Genomic DNA, 18,323 nt, shown 5'->3' on the forward strand with positions numbered 1-18,323 from the left:
GCCCAGCTGATGGCTTTGCTATTTTTACTATGAGGGATATTACCACATCAAAAGAAAAGCTGCTTAAAAAGATCCGCAAGGCGCTCCTCGAAAAAAGGGATAACCCCTATCCCCAACTGGAAGACTTGCCGCTTTACGCATCTGATGAGGAAATCCCAGAGGTAATATTTGCCGAACAGTTTACTGCCGTTAACGGGCAGTTTGTTTTTTGTGAGGATGAAGTGCAATTTATTGAAACCCTGCTTACCCTGGCCGAGGAGCGCAACTGGCGTAAAATATATTGCTGGGAACCCGGATTGCAGGAAATACTCAACCGCTTTGAATACCCTTTTTATGAAACCGACAAGGATTTTGAACAGGCTGATGTTGGTTTTACCTTTTGCGAGGCCTTGATAGCCCGCAATGGTAGCATACTTCTGTCAAACGGAAACATGGCAGGCAGACGCTTAAGCATATACCCACCTGTGCATATTGTGTTAGCCTATACCTCACAAATGGTGCTTGATCTTAAAGATGGCTTTAAGATCATCAAAAAGAAATATGATAACCAGCTGCCCTCCATGATCAGTAATGTTACCGGGCCAAGCCGCACCGCCGATATCGAAAAAACCCTTGTGCTGGGCGCCCACGGCCCCAAAGAACTCTTCGTTTTTTTGCTGGATGACAGCAACTTATCTTAAAAATAAGTGTTATATCTTTAAGTTCTTACAGGTCGCCGTAAAGTTTATGTTGCTATTAACTTTTTATTTTATCAACTATTAAGCTAAAAAGATTTCAGAATCCATCACATGTAATGCATGATGTATTTTTATTGGGAGCTATTAGTTTAATAACAAAACCCAACAAAAAATGGAAAATATTGAACTATCTGTTGAAAAAACAATGGTGCCTCTTAAGGTATCTGTCGCTAATGAAATGGTAGCCCGTTACCAGGCCACAAGGAAAACATTGATTGATGAAAGCTTTGGTATTAATGACACGCGGTCAATTTGGTTTTCTATTGATGGAATAAGGAATTTTATTAATAATTTACCCGTAGATGCCAGCGGAGTAAGGATACACCTTGCGGCATATACTCAGGATAACGAGCATTATCCCAACCAAACTACCGTTATTTTTATAGGAACAGCTGAAAAAGACGGAAAGGATACTGATGCTATGGAAACCAATGTATTATTTGATATTGACCTCGGAGTATTAGGTCCTTTCAACCAGGGCAAACCATGCCCTCCTGTCTGTGGCTTTTTCATGGACTCATTTGTTGAAAAAACAATGATTCCTATTGAGTTATCAATGGCTAAAGAAATCATAGCCAACTATAACAGCACCAGGAAAACATTGATTGATGAAACCTTTGGTATTAATGACACCAGGTCAATTTGGGTTTCGCTTGATGAATTAAAGAGCTTTATTAATAATTTACCGAAAAATGCCAATGGGGTGAGGGTACACCTTACAGTATATAACCAAAGTGAACAACATTATCCTAATCAAACAACCGTTATCTGGACCGGGACCCTTGAACAAGGTTATCAGACTGTGGATATAATAGATAAAGATGGCGCGTTCCTCTCAGCCGACAAAACAATGGCTCCTTGGACTATGGGCAAAGTATGCTCTTAATCTCTGATTGGATATATGAACCAGGGCTTACTTAAAGCACCAGTCCACTCTCAAGGGATTCATTTAAGAGCAACCGTTTGACGCTTATATTTAGTCGGACAAGTGTTTATTAAATATCAATGATAGTATTTATCTTTACTATCATTGATAATATTCATGTTTTATTTATATTTCGTTTTTGAATTATTTGCGCTTATAACCTGTGCGCATGCTTATAAAAAACTGGAAAGCAACTTTAAAATATTCCTCCCCTTTCTGGCATTTGTTGTTATTTATGAGTTTATCAACATGTACTTTATAAAGCTGGTTTTATTACACCATTCAAATGCATGGTGCAACAACCTGGAAGGCCTTATCGAACTGGTAGTATATGGACAATTTATGGCCTCCTTAGATGAAAGAAAACAGTATAAAACGAGAATGTACATGGCTGTTACTATTGGTATAGCCATAACCCTTATTGACATTTTTTTTATACATAGTTTCTGGACTTTAGCTACCATGGCTATTGTAGCACAAAACATTATATTGGCTACCATGTCATTTGTTTATTTATATAACTTACTTAATCATGCAGACGAATACCCCTATTTGCTTAGCTTTCCTCCATTTTTAGTCGCGACCGGGTTGTTCTTGTATTCATTAACCAGTTATTTTTATTACGCATCCTTTGATAACCTATTGGCTAAAAACAATCACCAGTTTTTCATAATAGCCCATTTAATCTGCGAAATTAGTTGCCTATACATATATACATTCCTGAGCATTGCTTTTATATGCTTTGCAAGAGTCAAAAGTTATCCTGACACCCGATAGCAATTTCCCTCAACCTGCAATTAATTTATTTCCTGTCAACTTGTAGTTTTAATAAAGGATTCTTAAGTCTAACTAAGCTGATTGCCGTTTTAAACTCAATTTGATTTTTGCCTCCTGATAAGGATAGTTTCTAAAAAAAACCTATTTTTGAGTAACTTGTATTATTTACGGGTTTTGCACTGATCTCATTTACGTTTTTTCACCAACCAACATAAGCTGGTAATTTCCTGCTGATATATCTACCCCTGACAACATTGGCTGTATTTTATCCTGGAATCAACAGCTTAATTGAATAAAAACCACAAATAATGGAACCTATCGATTTATCCATCGCCAAAAAAATGGTGGACCACTACAACACCACCAGAAAAAAACTGATTGACAAGGAACACAATATCAACGACACCCAGTCTATCTGGATATCGCTTGATAAATTAAAATCCTTTATCAACAACCTGCCGGAAAATGCCACAGGTGTAAGAATTCATTTTGCCGCTTATGATCATGAAAACGAACACTATCCTAATCAAACTACAGCTATATTGATGGGGACAGTTGAAAATGATACGCAACATACCGATGCAATGGAAACCGGCAGCGCATTATTAAGTACTGAAGATCCTATGGGACCTTTTAACCAAGGCAGAGCATGTCCACCAATATGCAGTTAACCAATCCTTAAACATTTTGTAAAGCAATATTCATCAAAAGGCAAATGCTTCAATTAAAGTATTTAATTTAGTATTTGCCTTAATTGATCCTATGCTTGATTATATATATTTTTATTTTGAGCTTTTTTCGTTTTTTGTTTGTCTATTCACCTACAAAAAGCTTGATCGCAATTTTAAGGTCTTTCTCCCATTTTTGACGTTCATCGTAATCTATGAGTTTGCCAACCTTAAAAATTGGATGCTATGGCACAATACCAATGCATGGTGCAATAACCTTGAATCAATTATCGAAATAATTATTTACACCCGTTTTATAAGCTCGCTCGATAAAAGAAAACAATACAGAAAAAATGTCCGTCTCGTGCTTTTTATAATAGTGCTCTTTTCTTTCATTGACATGATCTTTATTCAAGGCTTTTTCATGATGAACACTATTGCTATGGTATTTCAATACAGCATGCTTACCGTACTTGTATGTTTCTATTATTTTAACTTAATCAATAATGTTGATGAGAACCTGGATATTATGCGCTATCCGCCATTTTGGGCTACCGCAGGGATATTATTCTATGCACTTGCGTTTATGTTTTATCATGTAGCCTTCAGCTATATGGTTTATAAACAAAACTATCACTTTTTTATACTGGCTCGTGTAATACCGAATATTGCTTGTCTTATTTTATATTCGTTACTATCTATTGCGTTTATATATCAGTATAAAAAAGCAAATTCCATTGATATCATAAAAACATCGTAACATTTGTTCTTTTAATTCTAAATCATAATCATTAATATGATCAGCCCATTAAGATATGTTGTTTAAGGATGAAGAAATTATTTTATTGGTAATTGCCGGCACCGCAATAGTAATGTTGTTGGGGGTTTTTATTATTAGCTTTTTATTAGTCTATCAAAAAAAGCAAAATAAAAACGCACTGGAGAAAGAGCAACTAAAATCTTCCTTTCAACACGAATTGTTGAAAACAAGGATGGAAATCCAAGAGGAAACCCTTAACCACATTAGTCGCGAGCTGCATGATAATATTACCCAGGTACTGTCATTTGTTAAACTTAACCTTGGCGTATTGGGCAGAAACCTCGGCGAGCAGGAAAAGATAAGGGTAAATGACAACCGTGAGCTTATTGCCCAATCCATCAGCGACCTGCGTAACTTGTCAAAGAGCCTTAGTTTTGAGCATATCAGTGTTATGGGCCTGGTAAAAACCCTGGAAATAGAAGTTGAGCGCGTGAACAGAAGTGGTATTATTAACCTTTCGTTATCTGTTGAGGGCGATCGGTATGCCCTTGGCGAACAACGAGAGCTGGTATTATTCAGGATATTCCAGGAGGCTTTAAACAATGCTTTAAAGTATGCACAGGCCAATAACTTTAAAATGAGTTTGTATTATAAAGCACAAATGTTTAATTTAACCATCGAAGATGATGGTGTTGGTTTTGAGCCTGAGCTGCTTAAAGATAAAGGAGGCTCGGGTTTGCGTAACATCGTGAACAGGGCAGCTTTAATTGGTGCCTCGGCAATCATAAACAGTTCGCCAGGCAACGGCTGCAGTATTAACCTTTCACTCAACCCGCTCGTACAAGAAACTTATGTTAACGGAACCTATTCAAATAGCCCTGGTTGATGACCATCGCCTTTTCAGAAGCGGCATTGCTTCAATGGTAGAGAGCTTTAACCGCTACAATGTACTGTTTGAAGCCGCTCATGGCAAGGAGATGGTTGATAAAATAACCTCAGGCCTCATGCCTGATATTGTTATTTTGGATATCAACATGCCTGTAATGGATGGTATTTCAACCGCACAATGGCTTAAAAAGTTCCAACCATCTATCCGTACCATTATCCTGTCTATGTTTGAGGATGCCGAAAAGGTACTTACCATGGTTAAAATGGGGGTAAAAGGCTATCTGCTAAAAGATGCCGAACCAAATGAATTTGAGGCCGCCTTGCTTAAAGTAACAGAAGGAGATCTTTACTACCCGGATTTTGTAACCAAACATTTATTAAACAATTTTAATAACGATAAAACGACCGTTGTAAAACTAAATCCACGCGAAATTGAGTTTTTACGTTTAACCGGAACCGAACTTACCTACAAGGAAATTGCCGATACCATGTGCATCAGCGTACGTACTGTTGACAGCTATCGCGATCAGCTTTTTGAAAAACTGGGCATCAAGAGCCGCGTAGGTCTGGTATTATACAGCATAAAAAACAAACTGATCGACTTGTAATTTGCTAAAAATATTAGCAAATTTGTTGAATGGAACAGGAAGATAATCCTGGCTTTTTTAAAGGCCGGGGAGCGCAGTTAAACACCCACAACAAATTTTTAAAGAATAAGTATGTTGCCGAGCACATCGAGGGTATTGATGAACCTTTGCTGGAAAATACCGCCACGCAGCTTTTTGAGGAAACACCCAAAAAGATAGTAAGTGAATCAAACAGCCCCGATCTGAGCCACATGTATTCCATAAACCCTTACCAGGGCTGTGAACACGGCTGTATTTATTGCTATGCACGCAACAGCCATGAATATTATGGCTTTAGTGCCGGACTTGATTTTGAACGCAAGATCATCATCAAACCCAATGCTCCTGAGCTTTTGGAACAGTATTTTAATAAAAAAAACTACCAGCCGGTATGTATCATGCTATCGGGCAATACGGATTGCTACCAGCCGGTAGAACGGAGACTCAAAATCACCCGGCATTTGTTGGAGGTTTTTTTAAAGTATAAAAACCCGGTGAGCATCATCACCAAAAACAATGTGATCCTGCGCGACATGGATATTCTTACTGAGTTGGCTTCCATGAACCTGGTGCATGTAAATGTTTCCATTACATCGTTGAACGAGCAGCTGCGCCAAAAGCTGGAGCCGAGGACTGTAACCGCGAGCGGCAGGCTGGCCGTGGTACAGAAACTATCCGAAAAAGGTATCCCAGTAAGAGTGATGGCCGCGCCCATCATTCCGGGGCTTAACAGTAACGAGGTTCCTAACATCATCAAAGCTGCTGCCGACCGGGGAGCATTGGCGGCCGGGTTTACTATAGTACGGCTCAATGGCAGCATTGCCGAGATATTTAGCGACTGGATATACAAAGCTTTTCCAGACCGTGCCGAAAAGGTGCTGAACATGATACGATCCTGTCATGATGGAAAGCTAAATGACAGCAATTTCGGCCGCCGTATGAGCGGCGAAGGTAAAATAGCACAATCAATACACCAGGTGTTCCGAATGGCCTGTAATCGCTTTATGGCGGACCGTGAGATGCCCGAATATGATTATACCTTATTTGTGCCCAGGAAAGGGAAACAGACGAGCATGTTTTAGATCGTTGATTTAAATGGCCTGAGGTTTTTGCTGACTATTTTATCCACCCAAACACCCAGAGCCACTCCAATGGTATAACATAACAGATCGCTCCATAAAAAACCATCTCCTAAAACCAGGCGACCAAACAGCGTATGCCTTAAATCATTTATCCAAGGCGCTTTATATAGCTGACTAAGCTCTACAGCATAACAAAACAACAGGCTTACTATAACAAGAAATTTTATCGGTTTATCCACAAACAGAAACCTCACGATGAAATAAACCATCAAGGCCCAAAGGATATCGCCTATAAATAGTGGGATAAAAGAAAACTGACGGGACAGCAGGCCTGAGATAATGGTGATAACAATAAGACAGCCATATGTGATCCTTAACCTGTTCATTAATTATCCAGCAGCCGCCGGTGATAATTGATCTGCCCCAGGTGGTAAGACAAATGGGTGGCCAGATGGGTTAAAAAATATCCTGTGCTTACTTTGCCGTCCATTACTAGCTGCGGATACTCATCGGCCAATTGTGCCTCCGTAAGCTGATCAAACGTTGCGGTTATCATTTGAGCGGTGCCATCTATCCCTTTCAATAGTTCAGCCCTTGGAACGGGTCCGGATGAAAACTCCAGTGGCCTGTTTCGGATATAACCTGTTTTACCCAGTTCCGCGCCAATATAAGCGTTCAGGTTGCCAATGAGATGCAGGCAAAGATTACCAGCCGTGTTCGTGATCTGCTTATCAACAAGCCAAATATTTTGTTCGTCACGGTATAGTTCCAATTCCGTTTTAAGCTTTTCGAGATCGCGTAGATATAGCTTTTTTAATATTGATATTAACATTGGTATTTGTTTATTGCCGATGGCAAGATAATCAATTATTAAGGCAACAAAAAAGGCGCTTTGAGGGCGCCTTTTTATATATTTTTAATGTTTTGCTTATGCTTCTTCTGCTTCAAGAGCCATTTGCTCATCAACAAGGATACGTCCGCAATGCTCGCAAACGATGATCTTTTTACGCTGACGGATATCAGATTGGCGTTGAGGCGGGATCTGGTTAAAGCAACCTGAACATGAATCGCGTTGGATAGTTACTACAGCTAAACCATTTTTTGCATTTTGGCGCAAACGGTTATAAGCGGTTAATAAACGTTCTTCGATATTTCCAGTAGCTTTTTCTGATTGCGCAACCAATTCGGTCTCTTCTTTTTCAGTTTCGGCAGTAATAGTACCTAATTCTTCTTTTTTAGCATCAAGATCGCTCTTGCGTGCATCCAGATCAGCCAGGGCTTTTTCGTAGATTTGGGTTTTTGAAGTAATCTCGAAACCATATTCACGTATTTTTTTCTCGCTTACCTGAATATCTAATCCTTGTATCTCAATTTCTTTTGATATAGCATCATACTCACGGTTGTTCTTAACTTCGTTAAGTTGCGTTTCGTATTTTTTGATATTGGCCTGAGCTTCCTTGATCAGGTTTTTGCGGGTTACAATCTCATCTTCTACATCATCCAGTTCGGCTTTGATCTTTTGAATGCGGGTTTCAAGACCAGCAACATCATCTTCCAGATCGGCAACTTCCATTGGCAGCTCACCTCTTACCTGGCGAATTCTATCAATTTTGGTGTGGATGGTTTGTAGTTCGTATAAAGCTTTAAGCTTTTGTTCTACGGTTTGTTCCATTAAATAAAATATTTGACGGGGTTTGTATTTACTTCTGTTAAACGGACGGCAAAGATAGGAAATTTTTTTCGTATTATTTCATACAATAATTGCGCCGTAAATTGTTCACTCTCAAAGTGTCCGATATCCGCGATCACTATCTTTCCTTCGGCATCAAAAAACTCATGATACTTGTAATCGGCTGTGATAAAAACATCGGCTCCTGCCGATATGGCATGCTTTAATAAAAAGCCTCCGGCGCCTCCGCAAACAGCTACTCTTTTCACGTGTTTACCGGTTAAGGTCGTATGCCTGATCACGTGTGTACGCATCTTATCCTTTACATGAAAAAGGAACGATTCTTCATTTTGCGGTATCTCTAATTCACCGATCATACCCGCCCCAACCTGCTGATGCTGGTTAGTTAAGGCAAACAGATCATAGGCAACCTCCTCATATGGATGGGCCAGAACCAGCGCCATCAGTATTTTACTCTCCAGGTTGGCCGGGTAAACGGTTTCAATTCGCACCTCATTTTCAAGGTGGCGTGTGCCGGGCTCGCCAACATAAGGATTGGTATTCTCGTTACCCTTAAAAGAACCTGTACCTTCTGTATTAAAACTGGTTTCGCTGTAATTGCCAATATTTCCTGCTCCTGCTGCAAATAAAGCATCGCGAACAGCATCGGCATGGCTACCAGGTACAAAAGTCACCAGCTTTTTAAGCAGGTTATGTTTAGGTACTAATATGCGGCAGTTTTTCAAGCCCAGCGTATCGCATATACGTTGGTTTACGCCTCCCATAATATTATCCAGGTTGGTATGTATAGCATAAATAGCAATACGGCTGCGAATAGCCTTCTCCACCACCCTTTCCACGTAGGTTTTACTGTTAAATTTTTTAAGTCCTTTAAAAACTATGGGGTGGTGCGATATGATCACCTGACAGCCTGTGGCAATGGCTTCGTCAACCACAGCCTCGGTACAATCTAAAGATAGCAGGGCCTGGGTAATTTCCTGTTCGGGATTGCCAACAATAAGGCCGGCATTATCATAATCTTCCTGGTACACCAACGGCGCCAGGCTTTCTAAATATGCGGTAAGTACAGCTAATTTCATGAACGGTTGCTATAAGTGTGGCCTGTGTATATTTTACTTCTGATTACTCAGAATGGCCATCCGATGGCTTTCATAAGCCATTTCCTTATTATACTTTAAAGTAAGGGATTTATTGTTTACCAGGTCAACAATAGTGCCTACTACGCAAAGGCCCCCTGTTAAAAAATAAAGGATACCCATACCTATCTGCCCTAAAACAAACCGGTGTATACCGGCCACACCCGCGAAGCCCAATAACGTAAAAATGAGTATTTCATTGGCATTTTTACGTTTACTGCTGTAAACCATATAAAAATACCTTTTTTGGTCTTCGCTAAGTTCCCCGGTGGCTTGCTGCAAGAAACCCATTTCTTCGGGGCCCATATCGGCAAAGTTCATGTAGGGATCCTGGTGTATGTTCATGTTATTAAGGTTTGTGCTGAGTGCTTTTTCAAAAATAAATATTTTATGCTATAAACCTATAGGAATGCATAGTAATTTACTCCAATAGATATTGAAATCACTAAACCGATCTTTATAATTCGGCTTGTGCAACGTTTGGCAAATCACAAGCGTCTGTATTGTAACGCCTCATTGCCATGCCAACTAAATCATTAATCTGCTTATTCTGGATTTTGAGCTTGTCGGTTTGCAGCCGGGCACAGAATTTACCAAGCCTGATCCTAAACAGAAATATCAATTCAACTTTTAGTATTATTGCTTTTGATCCGCAAGCGCAGGAATGGGGAATAGCGGTAGCAACCAATAATATTTATGTTGGCAATTCAACCTGTTACATCCAGCCTGGAATTGGCGCCTTCTCGGTGATCGCCGAAACAGAGCCTATATATGCCTACAACGGTTTTGAGCAACTGAAAGATGGTAAAACTATTGAACAGGCCATACAATACACCCGCCTCAGGGACACACTTGCAGACTACCGGCAAGTTTCGGGCATCGACGCTAAGGGGAATGTTTATGCCTTTACCGGTTCATCATTAAAATACTGGAAGGGAAAGTCAACCCATCTCACCGGGAAATACTACGTCGTTATGGGCAATCAGCTTGCACCAAACGTATTGCATGATATGGCCAATACTTTTGAACAGACAGAAGGCCCGCTCGCAGTGCGCCTGTTAAAAGCGCTCACTGCCGGGGAAAATGCTGGCGGGCAGATCAGCGGGAAACAATCAGCCGCGTTATTGGTAAAAGGCAGCCGCAATGAATGGTTCAATCAAATTGATCTGCGGGTTGATCATTCCAGGGATCTCTTTGCTGATCTTCAGAAACTGCTAAATTACCATTATGGCCGTATCCTGATCAATCATGCTAACTATGCTATTGGTATGGGCAATAAGAAACGAGGTGAAGATCTATTAAAACGGGCTGTCAAACAAACTATGGGCTGGTATGGCATTTATCCTAAGATCGCTAAAACCTATTTGCTGCTTGGGCAGGATCAAAATGCCATAAACTTATCAAAGCAGCGGTACTGGCCGAACCCAGATGGCGGGAAAATGTTTCGGCTTTTTATTGCCTGTATCATGATCGGGCGATCAGCTCCTTATACCCGATAAAACAATTTACGGTTATTGACTGGAATAATGCTATCAGTATGCTTATCGACCTGAACCGTTTACAGGAAAGTATAACTTTGTGTAAAACAGTGATCAGTAAGTACCCATCATCATCCTATACCTGGTACCTGCAAGCCAAAGCTTATGCTGGATTAGGAGATATGGATAAAGCGAGAACTGCGGACATGACGTCGCTAAAGATGGACCCTGAAAATGCCGATGCTAAAAGATTATTAATCGAAATGAACCATTAGTATGAAAAGCAAAACATTCTTAAGTGCAATCATTGCAATGCTCTTATTGGGATCGGCAAATGCCTTTTCCCAACAACATACGGTTAGTTATGATCTGCCACAGTTGCTTTCGGCCCACCAGCTCAGCATCAGTAACCGGGAAGCTTCAGTATTACCCGGTCATGCAAAAAAGGGAATCATGTTATCTGCCAAAGACGACGACGGCGTAGCGTGGATCAATGGGGTTACTTTTACAAATGGAATTATTGAACTGGATATCCGCGGGAAAAATGTAGCCCAGCTGAGCTTTTTAGGTGTAGCTTTCCATGTGGTTGATGCCAAAACCCTCGATGCTGTATATTTCCGTCCTTTTAATTTTCTGTCGGCAGATTCCGTTCATCGTATACACATGGTACAGTATATATCTCATCCCCAATATCCATGGTTTGTATTACGCGATAAATTTAACGCGCAATATGAAAAAGAGATTATTTCGCCTCCAGACCCCAATCAGTGGTTCCACGTTCGTATAGAGATAAAGTATCCCCAAGTAACCGTTTTTATCAATGGCCGAAAAACGCCCTGTTTAAGCGTTAAACAGCTTAATGACAGTAAAGGCGGAAAACTCGGGCTATGGGTAGGAAACGGTTCCGACGGCGCATTTGCCAACCTGAAGGTCACTTTTTCAAAATAGATAAAAATTTGTTTTAAGACGTAGGGGTAAATGATTGTCCGGGTGTAATACCTGCATGAAAGTATTAGTTACCGGAGCAACGGGCTTTATTGGCAGGCAACTTACACTGGTATTAGCCAATGTGGGCTATGAAGTAAAAGCCTTATGCCGCAATACTGATCACCCCTACCTTATCAGACATCCGAACATCGAACCGGTGTTAGGCAATATTCTATATAAACAAACATTGGCCAGAGCCATGGAAGGCTGCGAACAGGTTTACCATACCGCGGCCGTGGCAAAACTGTGGTGCCGCAACCCCGACGACTACCATGAAACCAATGTTATCGGTACCCGTAATGTATTGGAAACTGCCACGAAAATTGGCGTGCAAAAACTCGTATACACCTCCACCTGCGGGGTCTGGGGACCAACCATTAAACACCCCATGACAGAAACCGATCCGCGTATAACTGGCTTTCCCATAGCCTATGAACGCACCAAATATCTTGCCGAGCTCGAAGTACAGGATTTTGTAAAACAAGGACTGCCTGCAGTAATTGTGAACCCCTCGCGGGTATATGGCGAAGGCCCTATAACAGATAGCAATACCGTTGGCAAAATGGTATCGGGCTATTTAAAGGGGAGCTGGCGTTTTATCCCCGGTAATGGCGAACAGGTGGCTAATTACGCTTTTTTGGATGACGTGGTAGCCGGGCATATCGCCGCTATGTGCAAGGGCATTCCCGGGGAGCGTTACATTTTAGGAGGTCATGACATCAGCTTTAATGATTTTTTTAAAACCCTGCACGACGTATCAGGTAAGCAATTGAACATGATCCGGATACCGCTAAAGCTTATTCAATTTTACAGCCAGCTGGAATGGCTCAAAACCAGGATCACCGGTATTCCTCCTGTGTTTTTACCTGAATTTGCCGAACGGCTTAAATACGATCAGAAATATAGCAGCAATAAAGCCGTAATCCAGCTGGGTTATAATATAACTCCCTTTGCTAAAGGTTTAGCCAAAACGGTTAACCATTTAAGAGGATCGAAGAGTAAGGAGAATGAGAACAACGAAAGCCTTTTGAACGACAATTTAAATAATCATCAATCAGCGCAATTATGCAGCAATTAACCGCCATTGTAACCGGCGCCAGTGAAGGCCTCGGAAAATCATTTGCCATTGAATTAGCAGGTCGGGACATTAATCTGGTACTGGTGGCTTTACCCGGATCTGGGTTGCCCGAACTGGCATCCTTTATTCGCAAAAACTTCATGGTGACCGTTCACCATTGGGAAATTGACCTAACCCACTCCGAAAGCTATGCTGAAATTTTTACCTGGTTAAAGGAGCAGCGCATCACTACTCATCTGCTTATTAACAATGCAGGGCTAGGCAATTGGTCGTGGTTTGAGGATAAAAATATCGCTTTTTACAAGATGCAGATAGAGCTCAACGTGATCACACCTGTGCTGCTTACCCGATTGTTCCTGGCCCAGGCCGATGCATCCGTTACCTCCTACATTTTAAATGTGGGTAGCTTAGGCGGCCTCTTTTTGGTACCTAAAAAGCAGGTGTATGGCGCCACCAAATCATTTATCCGTTACTTTACCAAATGCTTGCAGTTGGAGCTATATGGCTCAAATGTAAAACTCAGCCTACTGAGTCCCGGAGGCATCAATACCAAACCCGAACTTCTGGTGATGAACAATACCTTGAAAGGGATATCCAAAGCTACCATATTGGAACCCGAACAGGTAGCCCGCATAGCTATTGACGGATTGCTGAAGGGCAAAAAAGAAATCATCCCAGGAGTGGTTAACCGCCTGCTGGTTTTATTGAACAGTTTGTTGCCGGCATATATAAAAGATAATATCATCAAACGAAGATTAAACACTATTTTAGTATCCTGAATTAAATATGATCCTATCGTTACCTATATACAGGCTTATCAAAAATTTGCGCAGCTATTTTAACCGCACCAGCAATACCTGTGAGGTAATTGACGATGAGATCATCATTGTTAATTCGGGCAGCCTGCGCGGACTAATCCTGGAATTTCATTACAACTTTTGCCAGGTAAAGATCCGGGGACGGTTAAACCTCTGCATTGATATTACCCGCGATGTTTCTGTTGATGTGCTCATGCGGATACTGGCAAGCCATAATATCATTTCGAGTCCCCCTGCCCCCTGAGATCTCGACAAAAAAGCAAAGACAAGAAGATAAAGGACCTATGAATACCATTAATTTCAGCTATAAAAAGAAAATCCTTGCTCTTTTATCCTTTTGTCCTTTATCCCTCTAAGGGGCAAAATTTTTGTTACTTTTGTAGCTATTGCTATTTTATTTATGAGCGAAGAGAGATCACTGAACTTTTTAGAAGAAATTGTTGAAGAAGATATAGCTGCCGGTAAAAACGACGGCAGGGTATTAACTCGTTTTCCGCCTGAGCCAAATGGCTATCTGCACATCGGGCACTCCAAATCCATTTGTTTGAACTTTGGACTGGCGCAAAAATATAACGGCAAAACCAATCTGCGTTTTGACGATACCAACCCTACCAAAGAAGAAACCGAGTATGTTGACAGCATTAAGGAAGATATCAAATGGCTTGGTTTTGAATGGGCTGAGGAATTGTACGCGTCTGATTATTTCGACCAACTATATGAATTTGCCGTAACCCTGATCAAAAACGATTTGGCTTATGTTGATGACAGCACCGCCGAGGAGATAGCTAAACAAAAAGGGACACCAACTGAACCCGGTACGCCTAACCAGTACCGCAGCCGCTCGGTTGAAGAAAACCTGCAGCTGTTTGCCGATATGAAGGCCGGTAAATATCCGGATGGCGCTAAAGTATTGCGGGCAAAGGTCGATCTGGCATCGCCAAACATGCACTTGCGCGATCCATTGATGTACCGTATTAAACATGCGCATCATCATCGTACCGGCGATAAGTGGTGTATTTATCCGATGTATGATTTTGCCCATGGCGAATCAGACGCTATCGAAAAGATCACCCACTCTGTTTGTACGCTGGAGTTTGTACCACACCGCCCGTTATATGACTGGTTTATTGAAAAGCTCAATCTTTTCCCGTCAAAACAATACGAGTTTGCCCGTTTAAACCTCAACTATACTGTGATGAGCAAGCGCAAGCTGCTGCAATTGGTGGAGGATAAACATGTGGAAGGCTGGGACGATCCGCGGATGCCTACTATTAGCGGTTTGCGCCGTCGTGGTTATACGCCTGCCAGTATCCGCGAGTTTTGTGATCGCATCGGCGTAGCCAAACGCGAAAACATGATTGACGTAGGTTTGCTGGAGTTTTGTATCCGCGAGGATCTGAACAAAACCGCCTGGCGCCGTATGGCTGTGCTTGACCCGATCAAATGCGTCCTGACCAATTATCCGGAAGGTGAAACAGAAATTATGCACGGCGAAAACAATCCTGAGGTTGAAGGTGGCGATGGCAGTCGTGAGTTTCCGTTTAGCCGCGAATTGTGGATAGAGCGTGAAGACTTTATGGAAGAACCACCAAAGAAATTCTTCCGTTTGGGTGTTGGCCTGATGGTTCGTTTAAAAAATGCCTATATCATCCGCTGCGACAGCTTTGTAAAAGATGCCGATGGCAACGTAACCGAGATCCACTGCACCTATCTGCCCGAGTCAAAATCGGGTAATGATACCAGCGGCATTAACGTAAAAGGCACCATACATTGGGTAAGCGTACCACATGCTAAAACTGCTGAAGTACGGTTGTATGATCGCCTGTTCCAGGTAGAAGATCCATCCAACGAGGACGGCGACTTTAAAGATTACCTGAACCCGAACAGCCTGCAAATATTGCCAAAGGCTTATATCGAACCCGACCTAGCCAATGCCATACCGGGCAAAGCCATACAGTTTATGCGTAAAGGCTATTTTACTTTAGATAAATACTCCACTCCGAATCACCTGGTGTTTAACCGCACGGTGACCTTGAAGGATGGATGGGTGAAGAAATAGATTGCAGTAAGCAGTACACAGCATTTTTAAAAAAGCAGTTTGTATGGTTTATAACCAAATGCAAACTGCTTTTTGCTTTATAATATTTTTTCTAACTGCAAACCGCCTACTGCAAACTGCAGACTAATATTTCTTATACACGTTATACAGAATATTCAGATCGAATTGGGTCATGGTTGGGGTTTCGTCGGTTTGAACGAAGTGACGTTTGAAGGCTACGATGGCAGCGGTCAGGTCGCGGGTATCATAGCCGATGAGTTTGAGGGCGGTTGCATAGTCGAAATTATCGGGCGGAACCTCCAGCAGGTAATCGCGCCAGTAACCGAAACCTTTTTCGGCCAGCAATTGCCAGGGAAAGAATGGCCCCGGGTCGGGCTTACGCAGCGGGGCTATATCCTGGTGACCAATAAAGTTACTTGTCGGGATGCCATAAGCCTTTTTCAACTGCGTTAGCAAGGCCAGCAAGCTTTTCACCTGTGTATCATTAAAAGGCTTATGACCATTATTGTCGATCTCGATACCAATGGAGCAACTGTTCATATCGCTGATGCTACCCCAGCGGCTAACGCCCGCATGCCAGGCGCGCAGGTAATCGTTCAGCATGTGGTATACCTTGCCGTCTTTAGCCACCACGTAATGGGCGCTTACCTGTGGTTTTACCAGGGTGAACGTTTTAAGCGTTTGCTGTATAGAATCCTGCGCGGTAAAATGAATGATCACATAATTGGGTTTGCGCAGGTTAAAGTTCACAGTCCCCACCCACTCGCCGGGAATATTGGCACCCGCGCTATCCACCAGCATAGCAGGCTGTGTTTGCTCGATCACCCTCACCACCGAATCGGTTTTGCTGGTATACACTTTATTGGTTAAGGCATAAGGCCCCTTCGGCGAGCAGGAACTCAAAGCCGCCAATGCGACTATGGAAAATATGGCGTAATGGTAGTTTTTCATGCGTGTTGCTAATGTAAGCAATTAACACATGAGGCGGAAAAGCGTTTTAGGTGATGTGGGGGAGAGTCAGGGAATTGTTACGTTGGAGGAGGATTGTTCGAGTGTTTGATCTTATTTCATAATTGACTATTGTATCATAGAGATGCAAATGGTCGGTTCATTAATTATGAGACGAATATTCAATAAAGCTAAGTCATTCAATGAATTATAGAAACCCCCCATTAATACTGACAAAACGATGTCACCAAATCAAAGTGATTAATTTGTTTCTTTTGTTTCTACCTAGCTTATTCTTAATTATCTAAGCACATTTGAAAGAAAAATTAACATTATCTTTTCACCTATAATATTTCATTATTAATTATTAACATTGGTAAAATATTATGAAATAATTTATGTTTATATGTTAGAAAATCAAGAATCAAATATTAATAAAAATCACTATCTTTGCCAACCTTTTTTTTAAAAATATTTTGTTATTAATTCACTATTAATTAGTACATTAGTAACAAACCTAACTTGCAATTAATAATCAATCCTAAAGCTATGCCTACTGAAAACAAAAAACAAGCTGAAGAATTTTCAAAAGGATTTGAAAAGGATTACAATCTCATCATGCAACATGCTGATACCTTTTTGATTAATCAACAATGGACAAAAGCGGGCGACTGCTTCGAAATTTTCACTTTGTATAATGATAAAACTCCTGTTATAGCATCAGGCAGCACACTAGTAACTAAAGCTTAAACTTATATATGCCAAATTGGGGTGAAGCTCTATTAGAGATTCAACAAACTGCTGATGAAAATCCAGGTCAAAATCCATTTGACATAGTAAGAAGAAAATATCTTAAAAAGATAAACGAGGTTACTGGTCGAAATATAATTGCTTATTATTCAGGCTGGCTTCAAAAACCAGGAGCACCGGACGCGGCCATAAACGATAAAGATAAATCAGGCTTTATGCTTGCTATCCATAAGTTAGACAAAACCCAAGGCTTAGATTTAATTTTACATACTCCCGGCGGCGATCTTGCTGCAACAGAGTCCTTAGTCGATTATTTATATTCAATATTTGGCAAGGACATTCGCGTTATCGTTCCTCAAATATCAATGTCCGCTGGAACTATGATTGCTTTAAGTTCAAAAGAAATCATAATGGGCAATCATTCCAATTTAGGACCTATTGATCCTCAATTTAACGGGGTAGCATGCCAAGCTGTTGTAAATGAATTTGAGGAAGCTATTGAAAGCATCAAAGCTGTGCCTCAGTCAGTCGCTTTGTGGCAAGTGATAATAGGCAAGTACCATCCTACATTTTTAGGTGCTTGTAAACAAGCCATACAATGGTCAGAAAAAATGGTCTCCGCTTGGTTAGCCTTTAATATGTGTGAAGGGAATCAAGAAAGGGTTGACAAAATCATGAATGCATTTTCTAATCATAAGGAACAATATTCTCATGCTCGACATATATCTAAAGGAATATGTTTAGAGGTTGGGGTTAATATATCAAGCTTAGAAGATGATCAAGTCTTTCAAGAAGCTGTACTTACCACTCATCATTTATATATGCACACTTTCTCTAATACCAATGCCGTAAAAATTATCGAAAACCAAAATGGCGTTGCTTATATTGAAAATCAAGCTATTCCAAAATAGACACA

General features: G+C 41.1%; 23 protein-coding genes. 17 read left to right on the forward strand and 6 right to left on the reverse strand.

Translation table 11 applies throughout. The features are described 5' to 3' along the window. Positions 1 to 29: 29 nt before the first annotated feature. The 8 genes from BLR84_RS27325 (at position 30) to BLR84_RS27360 (ending at position 6,463) form a co-directional block, all read left to right on the forward strand. Positions 30 to 680: a LutC/YkgG family protein gene (locus BLR84_RS27325; protein ID WP_090473433.1), complete on the forward strand. Its 651-nt coding sequence runs from the start codon at positions 30 to 32 to the stop codon at positions 678 to 680. A 169-nt stretch (positions 681 to 849) separates the two neighbouring features. After that, positions 850 to 1,623: a hypothetical protein gene (locus tag BLR84_RS27330; RefSeq protein WP_090473434.1), complete on the forward strand. Its 774-nt coding sequence runs from the start codon at positions 850 to 852 to the stop codon at positions 1,621 to 1,623. A gap of 156 nt (positions 1,624 to 1,779) precedes the next feature. Then, the gene (locus BLR84_RS27335; protein WP_090473435.1) at positions 1,780 to 2,439 is read left to right on the forward strand and encodes a hypothetical protein; all 660 of its coding nucleotides are present in this window, start codon (positions 1,780 to 1,782) and stop codon (positions 2,437 to 2,439) included. A 308-nt stretch (positions 2,440 to 2,747) separates the two neighbouring features. Continuing rightward, positions 2,748 to 3,110 (forward strand): hypothetical protein, encoded by a 363-nt coding sequence (locus BLR84_RS27340; protein ID WP_090473436.1) that lies wholly within the window; start codon positions 2,748 to 2,750, stop codon positions 3,108 to 3,110. 397 nt (positions 3,111 to 3,507) lie between these two features. After that, positions 3,508 to 3,867, forward strand: coding sequence for a hypothetical protein (locus BLR84_RS29820; RefSeq protein ID WP_143014008.1), 360 nt, complete (start codon positions 3,508 to 3,510; stop codon positions 3,865 to 3,867). Between the two features lie 232 nt (positions 3,868 to 4,099). Continuing rightward, on the forward strand, positions 4,100 to 4,753 hold the full coding sequence (locus tag BLR84_RS27350) for a sensor histidine kinase (protein ID WP_176852170.1): 654 nt from the start codon (positions 4,100 to 4,102) through the stop codon (positions 4,751 to 4,753). Then, positions 4,719 to 5,363 carry a response regulator transcription factor gene (locus tag BLR84_RS27355; RefSeq protein WP_090473439.1) on the forward strand — a complete coding sequence of 215 codons (645 nt, stop codon included), beginning with the start codon at positions 4,719 to 4,721 and terminating at the stop codon, positions 5,361 to 5,363. Before BLR84_RS27350 ends, BLR84_RS27355 begins: the two co-directional genes overlap by 35 nt. A gap of 29 nt (positions 5,364 to 5,392) precedes the next feature. Further along, positions 5,393 to 6,463 (forward strand): PA0069 family radical SAM protein, encoded by a 1,071-nt coding sequence (locus tag BLR84_RS27360; protein ID WP_090473440.1) that lies wholly within the window; start codon positions 5,393 to 5,395, stop codon positions 6,461 to 6,463. On the opposite strand, the gene BLR84_RS27365 is transcribed toward BLR84_RS27360, so the two are convergent. The 5 genes from BLR84_RS27365 to BLR84_RS27385 all read right to left on the reverse strand — a co-directional run bounded on the left by BLR84_RS27365 (position 6,460) and on the right by BLR84_RS27385 (position 9,634). After that, positions 6,460 to 6,849: a ribosomal maturation YjgA family protein gene (locus BLR84_RS27365; RefSeq protein ID WP_090473441.1), complete on the reverse strand. Its 390-nt coding sequence runs from the start codon at positions 6,847 to 6,849 to the stop codon at positions 6,460 to 6,462. The genes BLR84_RS27360 and BLR84_RS27365 overlap by 4 nt on opposite strands. Further along, positions 6,849 to 7,295, reverse strand: a complete 447-nt coding sequence (locus BLR84_RS27370) for a DinB family protein (protein WP_090473442.1) — start codon at positions 7,293 to 7,295, stop codon at positions 6,849 to 6,851. The genes BLR84_RS27365 and BLR84_RS27370 overlap by 1 nt, the downstream gene beginning before the upstream one ends. Before the next feature lie 96 nt (positions 7,296 to 7,391). Continuing rightward, positions 7,392 to 8,135, reverse strand: a complete 744-nt coding sequence (locus BLR84_RS27375; protein ID WP_090473443.1) for a zinc ribbon domain-containing protein — start codon at positions 8,133 to 8,135, stop codon at positions 7,392 to 7,394. After that, positions 8,135 to 9,232 (reverse strand): Nif3-like dinuclear metal center hexameric protein, encoded by a 1,098-nt coding sequence (locus tag BLR84_RS27380; RefSeq protein WP_090473444.1) that lies wholly within the window; start codon positions 9,230 to 9,232, stop codon positions 8,135 to 8,137. The genes BLR84_RS27375 and BLR84_RS27380 overlap by 1 nt, the downstream gene beginning before the upstream one ends. 33 nt (positions 9,233 to 9,265) lie before the next feature. After that, entirely contained in the window at positions 9,266 to 9,634 is a 369-nt protein-coding gene (locus BLR84_RS27385) for a TM2 domain-containing protein (RefSeq protein WP_090473445.1), read from the reverse strand. A 176-nt stretch (positions 9,635 to 9,810) separates the two neighbouring features. Here BLR84_RS27385 and BLR84_RS27390 point away from each other — a divergent pair, with 176 nt between their 5' ends. The 7 genes from BLR84_RS27390 to BLR84_RS27420 all read left to right on the forward strand — a co-directional run bounded on the left by BLR84_RS27390 (position 9,811) and on the right by BLR84_RS27420 (position 15,709). Continuing rightward, the gene (locus BLR84_RS27390) at positions 9,811 to 10,788 is read left to right on the forward strand and encodes a DUF1028 domain-containing protein (RefSeq protein ID WP_090473446.1); all 978 of its coding nucleotides are present in this window, start codon (positions 9,811 to 9,813) and stop codon (positions 10,786 to 10,788) included. Between the two features lie 38 nt (positions 10,789 to 10,826). After that, entirely contained in the window at positions 10,827 to 11,042 is a 216-nt protein-coding gene (locus BLR84_RS27395; RefSeq protein WP_090473447.1) for a hypothetical protein, read from the forward strand. Between the two features lies 1 nt (position 11,043). After that, complete coding sequence (locus BLR84_RS27400; RefSeq protein ID WP_090473448.1) at positions 11,044 to 11,715, forward strand: LamG domain-containing protein; 672 nt, start codon at positions 11,044 to 11,046, stop codon at positions 11,713 to 11,715. A gap of 55 nt (positions 11,716 to 11,770) precedes the next feature. Then, a complete protein-coding gene (locus BLR84_RS27405; protein ID WP_090473449.1) occupies positions 11,771 to 12,832 on the forward strand; it encodes an NAD-dependent epimerase/dehydratase family protein in 1,062 nt (353 codons plus the stop codon). Further along, entirely contained in the window at positions 12,820 to 13,611 is a 792-nt protein-coding gene (locus BLR84_RS27410) for an SDR family NAD(P)-dependent oxidoreductase (RefSeq protein WP_090473450.1), read from the forward strand. Before BLR84_RS27405 ends, BLR84_RS27410 begins: the two co-directional genes overlap by 13 nt. 7 nt (positions 13,612 to 13,618) lie before the next feature. Further along, positions 13,619 to 13,894 carry a hypothetical protein gene (locus BLR84_RS27415; protein WP_076376674.1) on the forward strand — a complete coding sequence of 92 codons (276 nt, stop codon included), beginning with the start codon at positions 13,619 to 13,621 and terminating at the stop codon, positions 13,892 to 13,894. 156 nt (positions 13,895 to 14,050) lie between these two features. Next, a complete protein-coding gene (locus BLR84_RS27420; RefSeq protein ID WP_090473451.1) occupies positions 14,051 to 15,709 on the forward strand; it encodes a glutamine--tRNA ligase/YqeY domain fusion protein in 1,659 nt (552 codons plus the stop codon). Positions 15,710 to 15,832: 123 nt separating this feature from the next. Here the strand turns inward: BLR84_RS27420 and BLR84_RS27425 are convergent, their stop codons facing one another. Further along, the gene (locus BLR84_RS27425; RefSeq protein WP_090473452.1) at positions 15,833 to 16,660 is read right to left on the reverse strand and encodes an N-acetylmuramoyl-L-alanine amidase; all 828 of its coding nucleotides are present in this window, start codon (positions 16,658 to 16,660) and stop codon (positions 15,833 to 15,835) included. Positions 16,661 to 17,206: 546 nt separating this feature from the next. Here BLR84_RS27425 and BLR84_RS27430 point away from each other — a divergent pair. Continuing rightward, on the forward strand, positions 17,207 to 17,407 hold the full coding sequence (locus BLR84_RS27430) for a hypothetical protein (RefSeq protein ID WP_090473453.1): 201 nt from the start codon (positions 17,207 to 17,209) through the stop codon (positions 17,405 to 17,407). An 8-nt stretch (positions 17,408 to 17,415) separates the two neighbouring features. Beyond that, a complete protein-coding gene (locus BLR84_RS27435; protein ID WP_090473454.1) occupies positions 17,416 to 18,318 on the forward strand; it encodes an SDH family Clp fold serine proteinase in 903 nt (300 codons plus the stop codon). The last annotated feature ends 5 nt before the right edge of the window (positions 18,319 to 18,323 follow it).

This window comes from Mucilaginibacter sp. OK268 (assembly GCF_900103125.1).
Taxonomy (GTDB): domain Bacteria; phylum Bacteroidota; class Bacteroidia; order Sphingobacteriales; family Sphingobacteriaceae; genus Mucilaginibacter.

Coding starts and splice junctions, on each gene's coding strand:
- BLR84_RS27325 (WP_090473433.1), top strand. CDS start 30: ATGAGGGATATTACCACATCAAAAGAAAAGCTGCTTAAAAAGATCCGC.
- BLR84_RS27330 (WP_090473434.1), top strand. CDS start 850: ATGGAAAATATTGAACTATCTGTTGAAAAAACAATGGTGCCTCTTAAG.
- BLR84_RS27335 (WP_090473435.1), top strand. CDS start 1,780: ATGTTTTATTTATATTTCGTTTTTGAATTATTTGCGCTTATAACCTGT.
- BLR84_RS27340 (WP_090473436.1), top strand. CDS start 2,748: ATGGAACCTATCGATTTATCCATCGCCAAAAAAATGGTGGACCACTAC.
- BLR84_RS29820 (WP_143014008.1), top strand. CDS start 3,508: ATGATCTTTATTCAAGGCTTTTTCATGATGAACACTATTGCTATGGTA.
- BLR84_RS27350 (WP_176852170.1), top strand. CDS start 4,100: ATGGAAATCCAAGAGGAAACCCTTAACCACATTAGTCGCGAGCTGCAT.
- BLR84_RS27355 (WP_090473439.1), top strand. CDS start 4,719: ATGTTAACGGAACCTATTCAAATAGCCCTGGTTGATGACCATCGCCTT.
- BLR84_RS27360 (WP_090473440.1), top strand. CDS start 5,393: ATGGAACAGGAAGATAATCCTGGCTTTTTTAAAGGCCGGGGAGCGCAG.
- BLR84_RS27365 (WP_090473441.1), bottom strand. CDS start 6,849: ATGAACAGGTTAAGGATCACATATGGCTGTCTTATTGTTATCACCATT.
- BLR84_RS27370 (WP_090473442.1), bottom strand. CDS start 7,295: ATGTTAATATCAATATTAAAAAAGCTATATCTACGCGATCTCGAAAAG.
- BLR84_RS27375 (WP_090473443.1), bottom strand. CDS start 8,135: ATGGAACAAACCGTAGAACAAAAGCTTAAAGCTTTATACGAACTACAA.
- BLR84_RS27380 (WP_090473444.1), bottom strand. CDS start 9,232: ATGAAATTAGCTGTACTTACCGCATATTTAGAAAGCCTGGCGCCGTTG.
- BLR84_RS27385 (WP_090473445.1), bottom strand. CDS start 9,634: ATGAACATACACCAGGATCCCTACATGAACTTTGCCGATATGGGCCCC.
- BLR84_RS27390 (WP_090473446.1), top strand. CDS start 9,811: ATGCCAACTAAATCATTAATCTGCTTATTCTGGATTTTGAGCTTGTCG.
- BLR84_RS27395 (WP_090473447.1), top strand. CDS start 10,827: ATGCTTATCGACCTGAACCGTTTACAGGAAAGTATAACTTTGTGTAAA.
- BLR84_RS27400 (WP_090473448.1), top strand. CDS start 11,044: ATGAAAAGCAAAACATTCTTAAGTGCAATCATTGCAATGCTCTTATTG.
- BLR84_RS27405 (WP_090473449.1), top strand. CDS start 11,771: ATGAAAGTATTAGTTACCGGAGCAACGGGCTTTATTGGCAGGCAACTT.
- BLR84_RS27410 (WP_090473450.1), top strand. CDS start 12,820: ATGCAGCAATTAACCGCCATTGTAACCGGCGCCAGTGAAGGCCTCGGA.
- BLR84_RS27415 (WP_076376674.1), top strand. CDS start 13,619: ATGATCCTATCGTTACCTATATACAGGCTTATCAAAAATTTGCGCAGC.
- BLR84_RS27420 (WP_090473451.1), top strand. CDS start 14,051: ATGAGCGAAGAGAGATCACTGAACTTTTTAGAAGAAATTGTTGAAGAA.
- BLR84_RS27425 (WP_090473452.1), bottom strand. CDS start 16,660: ATGAAAAACTACCATTACGCCATATTTTCCATAGTCGCATTGGCGGCT.
- BLR84_RS27430 (WP_090473453.1), top strand. CDS start 17,207: ATGCCTACTGAAAACAAAAAACAAGCTGAAGAATTTTCAAAAGGATTT.
- BLR84_RS27435 (WP_090473454.1), top strand. CDS start 17,416: ATGCCAAATTGGGGTGAAGCTCTATTAGAGATTCAACAAACTGCTGAT.